Raw genomic sequence first — 17,576 nt, forward strand, 5'->3', positions numbered from 1 at the left:
AGAGTCCGGCCGCCGGCGGCCCCGCCGACGCGATCCTGGCCCCACCCGTGACCACCCTCGTCATCACCTCCCCGTACGGCTCCCGTCAGCACCCCCTCACCGGCGTGACCAAGCTGCACACAGGAGTGGACTTCGGCGCGCCCCAGGGAGCACAGGTCGCCGCCGCCCGCGACGGCCGGGTCGTCTTCGCGGCCATGACCAGGGCGTACGGCAACCGTGTCGTCGTCGACCACGGCACCATCGACGGCAAACGGCTGGAGACCACCTACAGCCACCTCTCCGTCCTCGGCGTCACCGCCGGGCAGAGCGTGCGGACCGGCACCCCGGTCGGCCGGGTCGGCTCGACCGGCCTGTCCACCGGCCCACACCTGCACTTCGAGGTCGTCTACGACGGCTACTACGCCGATCCGCGGCCCTGGCTGGCCCTCGGGGACTGAACAAGAGTGAGCCGCGGTGCGCTCAGTTCAGTACCGCCTCCCACGTGTCGACGGCGTAGTGCACGGTCATCCCGTTGCGCGCGTACAGCTCGGGTGCGCCGGTGGCGTTCGAGGTGTCCACGCCCAGGCCGACCGTGTCCCGGCCCCGCGCGGCGAACGCCGCGAAGGCGTGCCGCAGCAGCAGCCCGGCGACACCCCTGCCGCGGGCCTCGCGCAGCACGCCGATGCTGCGGATCCAGCCCATGGCCTCACGGTCGTCGCGCGCCAGCAGGAAACCGGTGTCGCCGAGTTCGTCCGTGGCGGCGATCCACACCAGCGACCAGTCGAGGCCCCGCGCGTCGACGTCGTGCAGCCACTGGTCGTAGCCGCGCGGCTGGAAGTCGAAGTGGTCGGCGAAGCTCGCCTGGTACAGCTCGTGCACCCGCCTGCGGTCTGCCTCGTCGGCGCAGGCCCGCACCCGCACACCGGCGGGCGGCACGGGCGTGAGGTCGGCGGCCCGGTCCAGGGGACGGCGCAACACGTGGTAGCGGCGTACGACGTACCAGCCGCGGCCACGGAGCACCTCGGTGTCGAGGGTGGGCCGTACGTTGAGGTGGAGGTGGACGACCGCTCGCGCGCAACCGTTCTCGTGGGCCTTGCGCAGCGCCCTGGCCTCCATCGCCTCCAGCAGGAGCCGGCCGGCCGCCTGGTGCTCGGGCAGGACGTAGTGGTCGATGTCGACGCGCTCGCCGGACGACTCGTCCCAGAGCAGGCCGTAGGCCACCGGGCGGTCCCCGTCGAGGGCGAGCCAGGAGTCCTGGGCGAGGTCGGTCTCCGGGTGCAACAGATCGGCCTCGACGGTGTGCAGGTCGGTCTCGGGCCGGCCGATCTCGATCAGGTCGACCGCGTTGAGCAGGTCGGTGACGGCGGGCGCGTCGGCGAGGGTGGCCGAACGAAGGACGTAGGACATGAGGGCAGGGTCCGGGGAGGAGAATCGGGCCGCAACGGAATTTCCGCCGCCCGTCCTGCGGGTCCGGTGTCCGCGGACGTTCCCGGCCGGGCTCCACCGGCGTTTGCCGGCCGGTGTCCACCGACCGGCGCCGCCCCACGGCTGACGGCCGCCGCCGCGGGTGCTCGGCCATCACCCAAACGAGGGGCGCACACGGCTCGTCAGTGAGCCCTGTACGCGCCCCCACGGGCGTGGGCAGAATGCGCTCTGCCAGTGATCACATGGCGGAGGCGCCGGTTCCGCACCCCGTCGACCGCCACTTCCCCGGGAAGGCAGGTCGGTCGCCGTGTTGTTGCGTCTTCCCACCTCCATATCCGAAGCGCAGGAATGCCTCGCTGAGGGTGCTGTACCGATAGGCGGGGCCACGCTCGTGTGGGCCGGCTGGCAGCGGGACGGATTCCCCGAACTGGCCATGTCGCTGCGTGACCTGCCCGCGGCCAACGCGGTCGGGCGCGGGACGCTCGGAGCGGCCGTGGTGCTGCACCGCATCGACGGCGACGTGCCGGAGGTACTGCGCCGGGCCGCCGCCACCGTCGGCACCGGAGCCGTACGGAGGACGGCCACCGTCGGCGGCAACATCGTCGGCAGCACCCTGCGGTGTCTGCTGCCCGCCGCCCTCGTCCTGGACGCACGGGCCACGGTGCTCGAACCCGACCGGGTGTACGAGACCGATCTCGCCGAGGTCGTGGCCAAGCGTCACGTTCTGCTCGGCCTGCGCTGGCGCGAACCCGTCGTGAGCGGTTACCACAAGGTTCCCGCGGACGCCGGCGGCCCGCCGCCCTTCGTGGTGGCGACCGCCGTCCACGCCGACGGCGACGGCCGCAGGCTGCTGCGGGTCGCCGCCCGCGACGGCTACGAGGTGCTCAGCGAGAGCGTTCCGTGCGAGACCGGTCCCGACGAGGCACTGCGAGCCCTGGACCGCACGGAGTTCGGCGCCCTGCCCGCCGAGGCCAGGGGGGTCGTCCACCGGCAGGTCACGGACGTCCTGGCCCGTGCCGCCGAGGACTGAGCCCGGCCCTTGACGACGCGAGGCCCCGGTCGGACCTGCCGGTACGGCTGATCTGGCCGCCGTACCGGCAAGTGGTCACGCCCTGGCCCTACCTAGCTCACGGGAACTGCGTGATCTTGGACGGGATGGTGTCCGAGCCCGAGGTCGGCGCGCCCGTGTCGTTGACGACGTGCGCGTACTGGCCCTTGCCGCCCAGGGAGATCACCTGGAGGCTGTGCAGCTTCACACCGGGTTTCACCGGGACCTGGAAGCCGTGGTGCTGCACGATCGAGGAGTCGGACGTGAAGTTGCAGTAACTGCCCAGCCCCCAGGCCTCGTGCGTGTTCACCGTGTCGGCCACCTTGTAGGCCGCGTAGCCGACGATGCCGTCATGGGTGACGGCGGCCGCGTTCGGGACGTCGTACGCCTTCTCGTTCTGGAAGAAGATCGTCCGCCCGCGTTCGCCGTTCCAGACGACGTCGTACTTGTTGAAGTGCTCCACGAACAGGCCGGTGGCGAGGACGTCGTCGCCGTTGACCCGCAGGCCGTAGTCGGCCCGGTTGGTCTCCCAGCCGACGCCTTCGCCGTGGTCGGCGCGCCAGATCCAGGTGTGGTCGATGACCACGTCGTCGCTGTTGACGACCACCGAGTCGGTGGCCAGGCCGGGACCGGCCCCGCCGATGCGCACGAACACGTCCTGCATGGTGGTGGGGTTGGCCGCGTGGTCGGCGATCGAACCGGCCGGGCCGATCCGCAGCAGCGCGTCGGAGCGGACGGCGCCCGCGTCGATGAGGAATCCGGCCAGCCGGACGCCGTCGACGTCGGCCACGTGCATCGCGTCGACACCGCCGTCGGGCACGAGCGTGGCCAGCCCCAGACCCAGCACGACCGTGTCGGCGCGGTTCACCTCGATCGCCCGGTCGAGGTGGTAGACGCCGGGCGTGAACAGCAGGTGCAGGCCCTGGGCGAGGGCGGCGTTGATGGTCGCGGCCGTCGCGCCCGGCTTGACGACGTAGAACTGGCTCAGCGGGAGGGAGGAGCCGCCCGCGTTGGCCGGCCAGGACACCCCGCGCGCGTTCGTCCGCTTGGCCGGCACGAACACCTTGTACTCGGAGCCGTCCAGGTAGAGGAAGGGCTTCTCGCGGGAGACCGGCGTGGTGTCCAGCGTGGTGTACGGGCCGGTGTCGAAGTTGGTGGCCGGGGCGCCCTGGACACCGGTGAACGTCATGTTCCACACGCCGTTGGTCCAACCGCCGACGGAGCTGTCGCGGGTGTACCACTGCTGCTGGGAGTACGGCCCGACGGTGCCGTCGATCTTCGAGTCGGCGATGTAGCCGCCGGAGGCCCAGCCGTACCCGTTGGGCGCCAGGTTGAGGCCGCCCTGGACGTGGATCCGGCGGAACGGCGCGGCCTGCGCCACCGCCCACCGGTCGGTGCCGTTGACGGGGCGGATGGCGAGGTTCTCCGCCGAACGCCAGAAGTTCTGGGTGGCGTTGCCGTTGAACCAGCCCGCGTCGACGGTGATGTCACCGTTGATCTGCGTGTCGTCGGGGTTGAGGCCGAGACCGGAGATCGAGGTGTAGAAGCCCAGTTGGGCGTTGATGCCGTTGTACGTGCCGGGCTTCAGCAGGAACTGGTAGCGCTGGGAACCGAACTGGTTCGACTCCTGCTGGGCGAAGACCTGGTCGAACTTCTGCTGGAGGTTCGCGGTGTTCGGGTCCACGACGATGACGTTCGGCCCGAGGTCACCGCCGCCCTCGATCGGGGGCGTGCCGCCGGTGCCGGTGTGGACGGCGACCTCCCACAGCGAGTAGCCGTACGGCGTGGCGCGGGTGGTCCCGTGGATCCGCACATAGCGGCCCGAGCCGCTGACGTCGTAGCGCGCCGTCCCGCCGGTCGCGTCGGTCACGCTGCGCAGGGTGTTCCAGGTCTGACCGTCCGCGGAGGCCTGGATCTGGAAGTCCTTGGCGTGGGCGGCCTCCCAGCTCAGGTCGATCCCGCACAGTTCCCGGACCGAGCCCAGGTCGACCCGAACCCACTGCGGGTCCGCGGCCTGACTGGACCAGCGGGTGCCTGCGTCGCCGTCGAACGCGGCGGAGGCGGGGGTCCCGGCGTTCTCGGTGGAGGAGGCCGAAGCGGGCTTGCCCTGCGCGGCGTTCGCCGTGTCGCACGTGGTGGGACCGGTGCCGCCGGAGGTGCCGAAGACCTGGAACTCCCAGAGCGAGTAGCCCCAGGCGGTGGCCCGTTGCACGCCCTGCATTCGGACGTAACGGCCCTGGCCGGACACGGCGTGCGTGTCGGTGCCGCCGTCGCCGCCGGTGACCGTCCTCAGGTCGGTCCAGGTACTGCCGTCCGCGGAGATCTGGAGCCGGTAGTCCTTTCCGTAGGCGGTTTCCCACTGGAGCACCACCTGGGTGACGGTGGCGGTGGCGCCCAGATCGACCTGGAGCCACTGCGCGTCGGTGGCGGCGGAGGACCACCGGGTGCCGGCGTTCCCGTCCACGGACAGGGCGGCGGCGGTGCCGGCGTTCTCGGTCGAGGACGCGGTGGCGGTCCGGCCCTGGGAGAGCAGCGTGTCGGCCGCCGCCGCGGACGGCTGGGTCGTCGGGAGGGTGAGCAACGCTGCCGTGGCGGCGAGCGCGACACCCAGGGATCTGAGTCTCATGCGGGTCCCTGCGGGGGTGAGTGCGGGTGGATACGGACGCGTGCGGTGCGGATGACGCGGAGACGAGCCGGAACGTGCGCCGAGCCGGCGTGACGGCCGCTTAGTTCACGACTTGATTTAACTGATGACCTGTCTGGTCCGGCAAGCCCCGTGAAGCAGGAAACTTTTCAAGCGGTGACCGCGGCCGACTCGCCGCGATCACCGCTGCGTTCAGAAGGTGACGCCCGCGGCCCGCCCGGTGGAGCCGGCCCGCGCCCTGGATCGGAACCAGGCGACAGAACCCCCCAGCGCACTTGTGTCGCACAAGTGTCCACCCAGGGCGATTCGGTGGTACCTCCGAGGGGCATGATTGCCGTCTGTTCGGGGGCAACTCTCCAGAGGGGGGCGCCAGATGGCGTTCGGAAGCAGCATCGTCATGGATCAGCCGAGAACGATGTTCGCCCACATGCTGAGTGCGAAAGGGGTCGCGGTGGTGGTCACCAATCACCGGATCCAGCCGCTTCCCATGCGGCCCGCGGAGGGCAGCGGTACGGGCAGAATCGTCTGCGGGGCGTGCGGCCGGCAGTTCCTGGTGACCGTCCACAGCCGTGACCGCACCCACGCCAGGCGAGTCCTCTTCTTCGTCCTCGGCCTCGTCGGCCTGGCCCTCGCCGCCCTGCTGCTCTGGCTGACCTTCGGCGTCGCCATGCAGCCGGACGGCCCGGACCTCGACACGGACCCGGACAACGCCTCCTGGTACGGCTACACCGGCATGGCCGGGATCTTTCTCCCCGTCATCGGCCTGGCCTATCTCATCAACGCCCGCAAGTACGACGGCGTCGGCAGACTCCGCCGCATCGGTGAGGACGGCACCACGTCCCGCCTCACCGCGGGGCACAAACTGCTGCCGGGCAAGTAGTCGACGCGGACCGCGCCCGGCGCCAGGCCGCTTGCCCGGGTCATGCCCGCAGATCTTGCGTCACGGGCAGGCACTCGGCGAGCAGGTCGACGATGTCGCGCCAGGCTCGCTGCGCGTGCTGTGGGTGGTGGCCGACGCCGGGGACCGTGGGGTGGTCGACCGGCGGGTGGTGGAAGGCGTGCAAGGCGCCGCCGTAGACCGTGAGGCGCCAGTCGACGCCCGCGGCCTGCATCTCGGCGGTGAACGCGTCCCGTTGTGCGGGCGGCATGATCGGGTCTTCCGACCCGACCCCGGCCCACACCGGGCAGCGAATGCGCGCCGCCTCGCCCGGTCGGCCCGTGGTGGTTGCGTTGACTGTCCCGATCGCGCGCAGGTCGACGCCGTCGCGCCCGAGTTCCAGCCCGACGGCGCCCCCGGTGCCGTAGCCGACGGCGGCGATCCGGTCGGGGTCGGTCCGCGGTTCGGCGCGCAGCACGTCGAGCGCCGCATGGCCGATACCCCGCATCCGGTCGGGGTCGGCGAGCAGCGGCAGGCAACGGGCCAGCATCTCCTCGGGGTCGCCCAGATAGCGCCCGCCGTGAAGGTCGAAGGCCAGCGCTACGTATCCCAGCTCGGCGAGAGCATCGGCCCGGCGGCGCTCGACGTCGCTGAGCCCCATGCCCTCCGGTCCGAGCAGCACCGCGGGCCGGCGGTCGACACCGGCCGGTAACGCCAGGTGCCCGATCATCGTCAAACCGTCGGCCGGATACTCGACCGTACGCGTCGTCATCGTCGTCATCGCCGTCATGAGACTGGACTGTAGTGATCGTCGAGCCCGGTCCGGCCGGGGTTCTGCCGCTGGCAGAGCAGTGCGGGTGTCCCTCTGAAGCACGCTGTCCGCCGCTGCCTGTCCGGTGTGCGGGGGGAAGTGCAGGTCGTGCTCGAAGGCCACCACCGACGTGCGGACCGGGATCCGGGCGAGCGCGGTCATACGTCCGCATCGCGCAGCCAGCCGAGGGAGGCCGCCGACTGTCCCGCCTCGCCGTCGGGCGAGGCCCACACCCCTTCCATGCCTCCCAGCAGTTCCCGCCAGGCAGCGACCTGTTCGCCGTCGTCGCGCAGCACCGACGGTGCCAGCGTGCTCAGCAGCGTCTGCAACGCCGCGAACGCCGGCGGCAGATGTCCCAGCAGCGCGATGAGTTCCGCCTCCGCTTCCAGTACCGCGTCCACCACACCAGTCAGCGGGCCGGCCCCCGCCATCAGCACCAGGGCACCGACCAGGTCCGGGCGTATCCGCGCGAGGAGCTCCGCAGTGAAGCTGCCCAGCGAGTACCCGACGACCGCCGCGTCCCGGACTTCCAGGTGATCCATCAGCCCTGCCAGGTCACCGGCCAGATCGGCCATCGCGTACGGGGCGGGCGGCGCGTCCGACGGCGCGACCCCGCGCGCCGCGTACGTCACCACCTCGAATCCGGCTTCCACCAACCCACTGCAGAGACCCGACAGCTGCCACGCCACCGGTGGCAGTCCCGTCCCGCCGACCAGCACCACCACCGGCCCGGACCCCACCCGCTCGAACGTGATCCGCACCCCACCCACCACAACCGACTCCATGCCGACCTCCCCTACTGGCTGGCGGGCGGTCAGTTGCAGCAGTCACAGCCGGGGCGGCAGCCGCACGCGTCCGTCTCGGAGCTGGTGGACGGAACCGCTGCGGCGGCCGAGGGCGCGCAGCATCCCTTGCCCTGCCAGGCGTCGCGGCCTTCCTTGACGGCAATGGCGGCGATGACGAGGGCGGCGATCGGGTCGGCCCAGGACCAGCCGAGGGTGGCGTTGAGAACCAGACCGACCAGGAGCACGGCCGACAGGTACGTGCACAGCAGGGTCTGCTTGGAGTCCGCGACCGCGGAAGCTGAGCCGAGTTCGCGTCCGGCCTTGCGCTGGGCGAAGGAGAGGAACGGCATGATCGCCAGAGACAGGGCGGCGATGACGATGCCGGGGATGGAGCGTTCGGCCTCGCCGGTTCCCAGTAGGGCGCGGACTGCGTCGACGCTGACGTACGCGGCGAGGGCGAAGAACGAGATGGCGATGATCCGCAGGGTGCGCTGCTCGCGGGCTTCGCGTACGGCGTGGTCGCGGGCGGAGAACTGCCAGGCGACGGCGGCGGCTGAGGAGACCTCGATGATCGAATCGAGGCCGAAGCCGAGCAGAGCGGTGGAGGAGGCGATCGTGCCGGCGGTGATGGCGACGATCGCCTCGATCACGTTGTAGGTGATGGTCGCGGCGACCAGCAGGCGTATGCGCTTGGCGAGCGCTTCGCGGCGGGCCGGGGACGGTCCGAGGGATATCGATATCTCGGCGGTCATGGTCAGCAGCAGCCCTTCGTCGCGGCATCCACGCAGGTGCGGTCGGTCTCCACGGCCACCACAGCGGTGCGCAGATCGTCCAGGGCGTGGCCGAGGCGTTCGTCGGCGAGTTCGTAGCGGGTGCGGCGGCCGTCGGGGACGGTGACGACCAGGCCGCAGTCGCGCAGGCACGCCAGGTGGTTCGACAGCCGGGTACGGGAGATCCCGAGCGCGTCGGCGAGGTCGGCGGGGTAGGCGGGGGCGTCGCGCAGGGCGAGCAGGATGCGGCAGCGGATCGGGTCGGCGAGCGCGCGGCCGAACCGGGCCAGCACCTCGATGTCGGAGGCAACAGTCAGCACACCACGACCATACAGAGATTCCTGAATTCAGGGAATCCTGTACTCCCGGTTTGGTGGTGGCTGACCGCCGGTTCGGCTGACGAGTACGCCGCGCAGCGTCAGCGGGCGTTCTTGGCCAGTAGCGGCAGGTCGTGGGCGAAGTCGTCGACCGTGGTGCCGCTGGTGTACACGACCCGGCCCTGGCTGTCCTTCGGAGTGAAGGCGATGACCTGGGTGCCGTGGTCGGAGGTGACGGTGCCGTCGTGGTGCTTCTTGGGGTCTTCCACCGAGATGCCGACACTGAGCGCGGCCTTCTTGACCTTGGCCAGGTCGCCGGACAGGCCGGTGAAGTTAGGGCCGAAGGACTTCAGCCACTTGCCCAGGCTTTTGGGGGTGTCGCGTTCGGGGTCGGTGGTGACGAAGACGACTTCGGTGTTGTCGCGCACGCTCTGGGGCTGCTTGGCCAGGGCGGTCGCGATGTCGCCCATGGTGGTGGGGCACACGTCGGGGCAGTTGGTGTAGCCGAAGAAGACCAGCGTGGTCTTGCCCGCGGTCTGGCGGCGCAGGTCGAAGGGCTTGCCGGTGGTGCCGGTCAGCACCAGGTCCGGCTTGGCGAAGCCGGGGTCCACTGCGGTGCCGCGGTAGGGGGAGTGGCTCTCGGCTGAGATCGCGGCGGGCTTGTCGGCGGCTTCGTGGTGGGCGCCGGATGTACCGCAGCCGGCCAGGAGGGCCGCGGCGACGATGGCGGTGGCGGGCAGGCGACGAGCGCGAGTGCGGTGCATGGCGGGTGTCAGGTCCGATTCGTGGGGCTGGCGGTCGGGGCGGGGTCGAGGACGGCGTGGGTCAGGGCGCGGCCGCGGTCGGTGAGCGTGTACATCACCAGCCGGCCTTGCCGGCGTGAGGCGGCCAGGCCGGCCTGGCGCAGCTGGCGCAGGTGGTGGGAGACGAGGTTCTGGGCCTGGCCGATGACCCAGGCCAGGTCGCACACGCACAGCTCGCCGCCTTCGGCCAGGGCCGCTGCCACCTTCAGGCGGGTGGGGTCGGCCAGGGCCTTGGCGGCTGCGGCGGCCGTCTCAAGTCCAGGCAGGGCAGGCATACGGCTGCGGATGGCCTCGGCCACCGGCAGGTCCAGGCACAGCAGGTCGCAGGAGTCGCCCTGCTCCTCGCTCACGTCCACGTCTCATTCCTTTACTTGGTCGTTCAGTGCCCTGGCCGAGGCGGGGTCAGACGCCGATGGTGCCGATGGTGTAGCCGGCCGTCCAGGACTGCATCTGGCTGATCAGGTGGCTCCAGATACCGGTGACCATCAGCAGGCCGGTGGCGATCATCATGATGCCGCCGGCCCGCATGACCGGCCGCGCCGGGCGTCGGCGAGATCGGCTCCGGTGGTCCCGGTGACGTAGGACAGGTAACCCGGCACCAGCGGCAGCACGCACGGGGAGAAGAACGACACCGCCCCCGGCCGGCGCGGCGACCGGCAGCGCCAGCAGCAGCGACCCGGTCAGCACGGCGGACTCAAGACCCGCGGCGACCTGCACGACTCAGCCCTCCTTCCGCCCCGGGGCGGCACCGGTGTCGGAAAGCGGCAGGGTAAGGGCATCCATGTACGCGTTGGTGGGCTTGTCGGCCCTCTTCACCGTGTGGGCGTCCAGCGCGACCGGGGCGGAGTTCGTCCCGAGGGTTCCGCCCGCGTGCCAGGTCCCCACCACCGTCACCCAGGTGTCGGCGGGCAGGGCCTTGGCCTGGTGGATCCGTACCTTGACGGACTGCACGTCCGCCGCACAGCAGTTGATCATGAGGCGGGTCAGGTCCCAGCCCTTGCCCTCCTCGCCGGGGGTGACGAAGCCGGTCATCTGGACACTGTGTTCCTTGATGGCCTGCCCGCGGTCCTGTTGGACGCGGCGGGTGAAGTCACCAAGTGTCATCGGCAGCGGCGAGACAGAAGGCAGCGGATCGAACGCGTCCTGCTGGGCGATGGGTTTGGGGGGCGCCTGGCGGGCGGTGTAGGCGCCCAGGCTCGGCGGAGCGAAGAACAGCAGGCTCAGCGCGGGAAGGAACAGCAGCCACGCGACGCGGGGCACACCGGAGTGATCGTGACAGTGATTTCCGCCGTCGTCGTGCTGATGTTCCTCGTCCGGCTCCTGGGCTTTGCCGGTCCTGCGCAGCGACCAGGCTTCCGCCGCTGCGAGCAGGAGCAGGAGCACCCCCGAGGCGATCAGCAGGGGGCGCATGCCCGGCTTGACGTATCTGAGGAAAATGTCGGTGAAGAGCGCCGCGTGCAGCAGGCTCAGTCCGCTGAGGGCGAGCAGGGCCATCTGCAGGAGGCGTTTCACAGCAGTGTTCTTCCGATCGGAGCGGTCAGCGGCGGGCGGGTCAGACGAGGGTGGTCCAGTACAGCCAGAACCGCTGAAGGATCAGCACCACGATGATCAGGTACCAGGCGGTGAGAACCACGCCGTGGTAGGCGGCCACCGCGTCGGCAGCACGGCGCACGCCTGCGGGCACGGGCAGATACCCACGGGTGAGGGTGTGCACGGTGGTGTACCAGAAGAGGGGGATCATCACCGTCCACACGGCCATGCAGTACGGGCACAGGGCGTCGATCCGGTACAGGCTCTGGAAGATCAGCCAGTGGACGAACGCCACACCGAAGACGACCCCGGCCTCAAGGCCCCACCACATCCAGCGCGGCAGGATCACCCCGGTCAGCAGCACCACCCCCAGCGCGGTCACAGCGGCGAAGCCGGCGATGCCCAGCAGCGGGTTGGGGAAGCCGAACACCTCCGCCTGCGCCGTGGTCATCACCGACCCGCAGCTGAGGACCGGGTTGATGCTGCACGAGGGGCTGTAGGACGGGTCCTTCAGCAGGGCGATCTTCTCCACCGTCAGCGTGAACGCGGCCAGAAACCCGACCGCGCCGCCGATCGTGAGCACCGCCGCCACCAGACGCTGCCCCACCGGCACCGCCGGCCGCGCGTCCTGGGCCGGACCTGCGCTGGGTGTCGTGGGCGCGGTCACTTGGCCAGTTCCGCCTCGATGGCGGCCTTGAAATCTGCCTCCGACTGGATCTGTGGCCTTTGGCCGTTGATGAAGAACGTCGGCGTGCCCTGCACCCCCAGCGCGAGGCCGTCCTGGCGGTCCTTCTCCACCCGCTTCGCGGTGGCCGGGTCCTTCCAGTCCGCCTCGAACTTCTTCATGTCCAGCCCCAGCTCACGCGCGAAGCCGCGGAAGGTCTTCTCGTGCGAGACCTGCTGATCCCCCCAGCTCTCCTGGGTCTCGTACATCTTCTGGTACATCGCCTCCAGCTTGCCCTGCGCGGCGGCGGCCTCCACCGCGCGCGCCGCCAGCTCCGCGTTCTTGTGGCTGGGGATCGGGAAATACCGCATCACGAACGTCACCCGGCCCTCGTACTCCTCACGCAGCTGCTCCACCACGGGGAACGCCGCCCGGCACGACTCGCATTCGAGGTCCAGGAACTCCACGACCGTCACCTTGCCGTCCTTCGCCGCCGACAGCCGGTGACTGTCCGGGCGGACCAGCACCGAGGCATCAGCCGCCTCGCCCCCGCCGGAATCCGACGCATCCCTAGACACATCCGGCGTGCGGTTGGCCGCCAGCAACGCAGCAACGATCGCCGCGACCACGGCGACCAGCGCGAGAGAGATCTTCAGGTTCTTCGTCATGAGCCTTCAGCCAAGGAGGGGCAGGAACACGAACACGCGCGTCTTCCCCACGGCACGCACCACACGGCGGACGACGCATCGACACACTAACGGACGTTGATATGGCGGCCGCCTCCCCCCAGGGCCTTCAAAAACACCTTCAAAAACCGGAGTCGTTCAACAACCCCGGACCACCCTTTTCTGACATGATCCGGGGCCGTGACCGCCCTCGAACCGGCCGACGAACCGGACCTCCTCGTCGCCGAACCGCTCGTCCGCACCGAAATCAAGATCGGATACGCCCGGGTGTCCACCGGCGGGCAGAAGCTCGAACGGCAACTCGACGCGCTCACTGCCGCCGGATGCCGGACGATCTTCGCGGACAAGAAGTCCGGCAAGAACGCCCTCCGCCCCGAACTGAAGGCGTGCCACGCCTTCCTCGCCCCGGGCGACACCCTCGTCGTCCCCTCGCTCGACCGCTACGGCCGCAGCCTCCAGGACCTCATCAACATGGTCGCCGAACTCCGCGAGCGCGGTATCGGCTTCACCTCGCTGCACGAGAACCTGGACACCACCACCCCCGGCGGCCGGCTCGTCTTCCACGTCTTCGCCGCCCTCGCCGAGTTCATCCGCGAACTCATCGTCATCGGCACCAACGAGGGCCTGGCCGCCGCCCGTGCCCGCGGCCGCGTCGGCGGGCGCCCCAGCGTCGCCACCGACGAAGTCATCCGCGCCGCCCGCGACCTGCTGCCCGACCCCGGCCGCTCCATCACCTCCATCGCCAAGCTCCTCGGCGTCTCCCCGGGCACCCTGTACAACCACATCCCCGACCTGCGGGAACTGCGCTCAGGCGCCCTGCCCCGCCAGATCGAAGCGGGCCAGCGGTGACCCGCTCCCGCACCGGCCACGGTGCCCGATCAAGGCGCCCCGGCCCCGGACCTAGGCTGGCCAGCGGACAACCCGGCACCGGCCGGGAGCGAGAGGAGCAGGCAGGCATGAACGGCCCCGAGCGGGAGCTGGCCAAAGCCCAGCGCGCACACTGGCAGCAGACCTACGGCTCCCACCCCGGCATGTACGGGCAGGAGCCCAGCGCACCCGTACGCCACGCCGCCACCGTCTTCCGGGCGTCCGGGAGCCGCAACGTGCTGGAACTCGGCGCCGGCCACGGCCGCGACGCCCTGTTCCTCGCCCGGGAAGGGTTCATCGTCCAGGCCACCGACTTCTCCGCCACCGGCCTGGAACAGCTCCGGCAGGCCGCCCGCGACCAGAACGTCGCGGACCAGGTGAGCACCATGGAGCACGACGTGCGCACCCCTCTGCCCCTCGCGGACGCCTCAGTCGACGGCGTCTTCGCGCACATGCTGCTTTGCATGGCCCTGTCCACCAAGGAAATCCAGGCGGTGGTCGACGAGATCCGCCGCGTACTGCGGCCGGGAGGCTCCTTCGTCTACACGGTCCGGCACACCGGCGACGCGCACTACGGCGCCGGCACTGCGCACGGCGACGACATCTACGAGCACGGCGGCTTCGCCGTGCACTTCTTCCCCCGCCAACTGGTCGACACCCTCGCCGACGGCTGGACCCTCGCCGAGGTCCACGCCTTCGAGGAAGGCGAGCTGCCCCGCCGCCTGTGGCGCGTCACCCAGACCCTGCCGCGATGACCACCACACCGACACCCGCACCGGCAAAGACCGTGGACGGTACCGGCCTGTTCGTAGCGGGCGGGAGAGCCTGCTCGTCGCCTACGCCGGAGGACACCACTTCGCGCCCGGCTGGTACGCGGTGCTGATGGGCTGCCTGCCGGTCGGCATGATCGTCGGTGACCTGCTGGTGGGCCGACTCCTCCGGCCACCCACCCGCGAGCGACCGGTGGTCCCGTTGACCGCGCTGATGGGACTGCCGCTGCTCGGCTTCGCCGCCGAACCCGGAGTGGGCGTCTCGTCCTGTCTGCTGCTGCTCTGCGGCTTCGGATTCGCCTACGGCCTCGGCCTGCAACGGCCGTTCCTGGACGCCCTGCCGCAGGAGGGCCAGGGCCAGGCCTTCGGCCTGCTCGGCTCCGGCAGCATGACGCTGCAAGGCGTCGGCCCTGCCTGCTTCGGCGCGGTGGCCGCAGGCGTCGGAACAGGCTGCGCGATCGCCCTGGCAGGCGGCGCGGCGGCACTTACCGCCGGCTGGATTCTCACCTGGCACCCGCCCACCTCCCCGGTCCCCGTCCCCAACTGCTCAACGGGATGGGAGAACGGCACCGAACAGCATGCGTGCAGTTCTCCTGCGCGGTAACCGTCGCCGGTCAGGTCAGCCGCGAGCCGGTCCGTTTCCCTGCTCACCGTGGCCGTGCTGGGCATCGGCGGAACGCTCGACGACTTTGTCGCCACCATGGTCCGCGAGAGTGAGCCAGGCACTCTCTGTCGCTACAACTCGGGCGAGACACAGGTGCTGGGGGCTCTCGTGGCACGGGCCACCGGACGTTCGGTCGCGGACTACATGCGGGAGAAGCTGTGCGAGCCCCTCGGTATGGCCGAGCCCGGCTACTGGATCGTGGACCCCGCGGGCACGGAGCTGTCCTTCGCCGGCCTCAACCTGACCGCCCGCGACTTCGTGAGGCTCGGCGAGCTCTACCGCAACGGTGGCGTGTGGCAGGGCCGGCAGATCGTCCCGGCGGACTGGGTGCGCGACTCCGTGACCGTCGCCGCCTCTCATCTGGGGCCCGGCCGGCCCCTGGTCGGCGGGCACCACTTCGGCCTGGGCTACGGCTACCAGTGGTGGATCCCGGCCGGGGACCGCGGCGAGTTCAGCGCGATCGGCGTCTACAACCAGTTCGTCTACGTCGACCCGGCCAGCAACACGACCATCGTGAAGCTGTCCGCCAACCGCGGATACGGGACGTCCAGCGAGGAGTCCACCAACCGCGAGGGCCGCCCCCGCATCGTCAGGAACGCGATCTGTCTGCACGAGGAGGACTACGGCGTGCTGTGGAAGCACACCGACCTCTTCAACGGCATGACCCCACCGGCACCGGCACCGGCACCGGCACCGGCACCGGCACCGGTCCCCGCACCCGTTCCGGCATCCGTCCCCGCACAGCATTCCGCCCGCATCACGAGGATCGCGATGCGGGCGGAGAGAGCGGAGCGACAGGAGGCTACGGAGTCACGTCCGTGACCCTCCAGCGCTGGTTGGAACCGGAGTTGGGCTGCCAGGTGGTGACGGCGGCGCCCTCGTTCGTCGCCTGGCCGCCGACCTCCAGGACCCGGCTGGTGGCCGGGTTCACCAGGGTCCAGGTGCCGTCACCGGTGGTCGACATGACCCACTCGGTGGCCGGGTCGCGCTCACCCGTGTCGGGCTCGACCACGGGCACGTTGTCGCGGACCGCCAGTCGCTTGCCCTCGGCCGGGTTGGCGAACACGTAGCGCTGGCGGGCGCCGGTCTCGCCGTACCGGGCGTCGAGCTGCCACTGCTGGGCCGCCGTGCCGTTGCCGGTGCCGAGGACCAGGCTGGTGCCGTTCGCGGCGACGGTGACCGCCTTGCCGCTCTGCACACCGGTCAGCGTGTAGGTGTGGCCCTTGCGGATCAGCGGGGCGTCCTTGGCGACGCCGGACACGCCCTTGACGGTGAAGGAGGTCACCGACTGGGCGGGCACGGTGAAGGTGGCCTTGCGGTCGCCGACGGCGATCGGCGCCTGCGGCTGGAGCTTGCCGTCGGCGCTGGTGACCACCGGGGTGACGGTCGCGTTCTTGCTTACCTTGCGGAACTTCGACAGGTCGATCGTGACCGTACGGGCCTCGGTCGTGCTGTTGACGTGGACGAGCGAGGCGCCCTTGCCGTTCGCGGTGACCGCGGCGGCGCTGGAGGTGTCGTTCGTCCTGATCAGCTTGTCGCCGGGCTTGATGAAGTGCGTGAAGTTGCGCGCGGTGTCGAACTTGGTGTTGGTGAGGATCGGGCAGGACTCCAGCGTGTCCGCCGAGGTGCAGCTGAACGGGAGCTGGATGCTGCCCCAGTTGCCGCCCTTCGCGGACTCGCCGCCCGGCTTCATGTTGTCGAGGTCCTCGACCGGCTGCCAGAACACCCAGGCGCTGGGCTCCAGTTCGCGCAGGTCGTTCACCATCTGCTGGGCGAGACCGAGACCCGGACGCATGTCGGTGAAGCTCTGGCCGTCGCCCCAGTCGCCCTCGACCTCGCTCATCCAGAGCGGCTTGTCGGCCGCCTTGGCCAGGTCCCGCACGGTGGTGCGCTGACCGGTGCCGTAGGTGTGGACGTTCATCTGGTCGACGAGGTCGCGGGAGGCCTGCGAGTAGGCGTTCCAGTTCGTCGAGAAGATGCCCGGGTTGGTCTCGTCCATCGCTGAGATCTCGGCCTTGACCTTGGCCTTCTTCAGGGCCGGCGCCAGGGCGGCGAGGACCTTCTGCTGGACCTCGGGGCCGATGTGGGCGCCCTCCTGACGGCCGCCGACCGGCTGGCCGTCCGCACCGAGACGGGTGCCCCAGTAGTTGGTGTTCGGCTCGTTGAACGGGTCGACCGTGTCGACCTTGATGCCCTCGGCCTTCTCCAGCCGCTTGGTCGCGCCGGCCACGTAGGCGGCGAAGTCGTCGACGGACTCGGGCTTGAGCTGCTCCGCGCTGGAGTCGAACCCGCCCGAGACATAGCCGCTGACGGTCATGAACCACGGCGGGGAGTTGCTGAACGTCTCCCAGTGGTCGATGTCGTTCTTGATCCGGTCGACCCACCAGCGTTGGGCGGCGTCGGCGTCCTTGTTCCAGTCGGCCGGGTCGTCGGCGCTCCACCAGTCGGTGTCCGTGCGGGTGGTGCCCGCGGGCGCCTTCCACCAGCCCTCGACCGCGCCGCCGGCGCGCAGGTAGTCCTTGACGTCCGGGGCGTTGCCGCCGCCGATGTTGTAACGGGCGATGTTGAGCGCCAGCCCGTCGTCGCCGAAGAGGAGCTTCGCCAGCTTCTCGCGTATCTCCGGCGGATAGTCGCCGGTCGCGTTGGCGAACCAGACGAGACTGGTGCCCCAGCCCTCGAACTTCTCCTGCTGGTACGACGGGTCGGGCTGCACGGTCACGGACGCGGCGGCCTCGGCCTGCGCCGGTACGGCGAGCAGGGCGGCCCCCGTGGCCAGAGCGGTCAGTGCGGCGGCCCCGAGGGTCCGTCTGGTGCGGGTACGGTGTGCCATTTGTTCTCCCAACTGCGGTGCGGTCGCTGCATGGGCCCCTCCCGCCGTGGGGGCGGGAGGGGATGGCCCCCGGCACGGGTGCGTGCCGTGCCGGGGGCCATCCCCT

General features: G+C 70.6%; 18 protein-coding genes and 2 pseudogenes. 7 read left to right on the forward strand and 13 right to left on the reverse strand.

The genetic code is table 11. From position 1 onward, the window contains the following. The coding region (locus BZL64_RS14690) for a M23 family metallopeptidase (RefSeq protein ID WP_143663139.1) at positions 1-437 on the forward strand (437 nt) is incomplete at its 5' end. A 22-nt stretch (positions 438-459) separates the two neighbouring features. Here the strand turns inward: BZL64_RS14690 and BZL64_RS14695 are convergent. Continuing rightward, positions 460-1,386, reverse strand: a complete 927-nt coding sequence (locus BZL64_RS14695; RefSeq protein WP_086769632.1) for a GNAT family N-acetyltransferase — start codon at positions 1,384-1,386, stop codon at positions 460-462. Between the two features lie 325 nt (positions 1,387-1,711). Here BZL64_RS14695 and BZL64_RS14700 point away from each other — a divergent pair, with 325 nt between their 5' ends. Next, positions 1,712-2,434: an FAD binding domain-containing protein gene (locus tag BZL64_RS14700; RefSeq protein ID WP_086769633.1), complete on the forward strand. Its 723-nt coding sequence runs from the start codon at positions 1,712-1,714 to the stop codon at positions 2,432-2,434. Positions 2,435-2,531: 97 nt separating this feature from the next. Here BZL64_RS14700 and BZL64_RS14705 read toward each other — a convergent pair whose 3' ends face one another. Then, positions 2,532-5,078 (reverse strand): discoidin domain-containing protein, encoded by a 2,547-nt coding sequence (locus BZL64_RS14705; RefSeq protein ID WP_086769634.1) that lies wholly within the window; start codon positions 5,076-5,078, stop codon positions 2,532-2,534. Positions 5,079-5,493: 415 nt separating this feature from the next. On the opposite strand from BZL64_RS14705, the gene BZL64_RS14710 reads away from it, so the two are divergent. Continuing rightward, positions 5,494-5,976 carry a hypothetical protein gene (locus BZL64_RS14710; RefSeq protein ID WP_143663141.1) on the forward strand — a complete coding sequence of 161 codons (483 nt, stop codon included), beginning with the start codon at positions 5,494-5,496 and terminating at the stop codon, positions 5,974-5,976. 40 nt (positions 5,977-6,016) lie between these two features. On the opposite strand, the gene BZL64_RS14715 is transcribed toward BZL64_RS14710, so the two are convergent. The 10 genes and pseudogenes from BZL64_RS14715 to BZL64_RS14760 all read right to left on the reverse strand — a co-directional run bounded on the left by BZL64_RS14715 (position 6,017) and on the right by BZL64_RS14760 (position 12,321). Then, the gene (locus BZL64_RS14715; RefSeq protein WP_086769645.1) at positions 6,017-6,754 is read right to left on the reverse strand and encodes a dienelactone hydrolase family protein; all 738 of its coding nucleotides are present in this window, start codon (positions 6,752-6,754) and stop codon (positions 6,017-6,019) included. Between the two features lie 188 nt (positions 6,755-6,942). Further along, entirely contained in the window at positions 6,943-7,569 is a 627-nt protein-coding gene (locus BZL64_RS14720; protein WP_086769636.1) for an alpha/beta fold hydrolase, read from the reverse strand. A 29-nt stretch (positions 7,570-7,598) separates the two neighbouring features. Next, positions 7,599-8,321, reverse strand: coding sequence for a cation efflux transmembrane domain-containing protein (locus BZL64_RS14725; protein ID WP_086769637.1), 723 nt, complete (start codon positions 8,319-8,321; stop codon positions 7,599-7,601). Positions 8,322-8,323: 2 nt separating this feature from the next. Beyond that, on the reverse strand, positions 8,324-8,659 hold the full coding sequence (locus tag BZL64_RS14730) for an ArsR/SmtB family transcription factor (RefSeq protein WP_086769638.1): 336 nt from the start codon (positions 8,657-8,659) through the stop codon (positions 8,324-8,326). Positions 8,660-8,757: 98 nt separating this feature from the next. Then, on the reverse strand, positions 8,758-9,420 hold the full coding sequence (locus tag BZL64_RS14735) for an SCO family protein (protein ID WP_086769639.1): 663 nt from the start codon (positions 9,418-9,420) through the stop codon (positions 8,758-8,760). A gap of 8 nt (positions 9,421-9,428) precedes the next feature. After that, positions 9,429-9,815 (reverse strand): ArsR/SmtB family transcription factor, encoded by a 387-nt coding sequence (locus BZL64_RS14740; RefSeq protein WP_244205336.1) that lies wholly within the window; start codon positions 9,813-9,815, stop codon positions 9,429-9,431. 156 nt (positions 9,816-9,971) lie between these two features. Further along, positions 9,972-10,176: pseudogene (locus BZL64_RS41125) on the reverse strand (cytochrome c biogenesis protein CcdA); the annotation flags it as partial. Between the two features lie 3 nt (positions 10,177-10,179). Next, positions 10,180-10,971 (reverse strand): TIGR03943 family putative permease subunit, encoded by a 792-nt coding sequence (locus BZL64_RS14750; RefSeq protein WP_086769640.1) that lies wholly within the window; start codon positions 10,969-10,971, stop codon positions 10,180-10,182. A gap of 40 nt (positions 10,972-11,011) precedes the next feature. Further along, entirely contained in the window at positions 11,012-11,656 is a 645-nt protein-coding gene (locus BZL64_RS14755; RefSeq protein ID WP_167396145.1) for a vitamin K epoxide reductase family protein, read from the reverse strand. Continuing rightward, on the reverse strand, positions 11,653-12,321 hold the full coding sequence (locus BZL64_RS14760; RefSeq protein WP_086769641.1) for a DsbA family protein: 669 nt from the start codon (positions 12,319-12,321) through the stop codon (positions 11,653-11,655). Before BZL64_RS14760 ends, BZL64_RS14755 begins: the two co-directional genes overlap by 4 nt. A 198-nt stretch (positions 12,322-12,519) precedes the next feature. Here BZL64_RS14760 and BZL64_RS14765 point away from each other — a divergent pair, with 198 nt between their 5' ends. The 4 genes and pseudogenes from BZL64_RS14765 to BZL64_RS41130 all read left to right on the forward strand — a co-directional run bounded on the left by BZL64_RS14765 (position 12,520) and on the right by BZL64_RS41130 (position 15,462). Further along, a complete protein-coding gene (locus BZL64_RS14765) occupies positions 12,520-13,188 on the forward strand; it encodes a recombinase family protein (RefSeq protein WP_086769642.1) in 669 nt (222 codons plus the stop codon). Positions 13,189-13,295: 107 nt separating this feature from the next. Beyond that, positions 13,296-13,961: a class I SAM-dependent methyltransferase gene (locus BZL64_RS14770; protein ID WP_086769643.1), complete on the forward strand. Its 666-nt coding sequence runs from the start codon at positions 13,296-13,298 to the stop codon at positions 13,959-13,961. Positions 13,962-14,016: 55 nt separating this feature from the next. Next, positions 14,017-14,580: pseudogene (locus tag BZL64_RS14775) on the forward strand (MFS transporter); the annotation flags it as partial. Positions 14,581-14,628: 48 nt separating this feature from the next. Beyond that, positions 14,629-15,462, forward strand: a complete 834-nt coding sequence (locus tag BZL64_RS41130; RefSeq protein ID WP_107430293.1) for a serine hydrolase domain-containing protein — start codon at positions 14,629-14,631, stop codon at positions 15,460-15,462. Here BZL64_RS41130 and BZL64_RS14785 read toward each other — a convergent pair. Further along, complete coding sequence (locus tag BZL64_RS14785; protein ID WP_086769644.1) at positions 15,443-17,470, reverse strand: RICIN domain-containing protein; 2,028 nt, start codon at positions 17,468-17,470, stop codon at positions 15,443-15,445. The genes BZL64_RS41130 and BZL64_RS14785 overlap by 20 nt on opposite strands. Positions 17,471-17,576: the final 106 nt, after the last annotated feature.

It is taken from the genome of Streptomyces bobili (genome assembly GCF_002154575.1).
In the GTDB taxonomy this organism is placed as follows: domain Bacteria; phylum Actinomycetota; class Actinomycetes; order Streptomycetales; family Streptomycetaceae; genus Streptomyces; species Streptomyces bobili.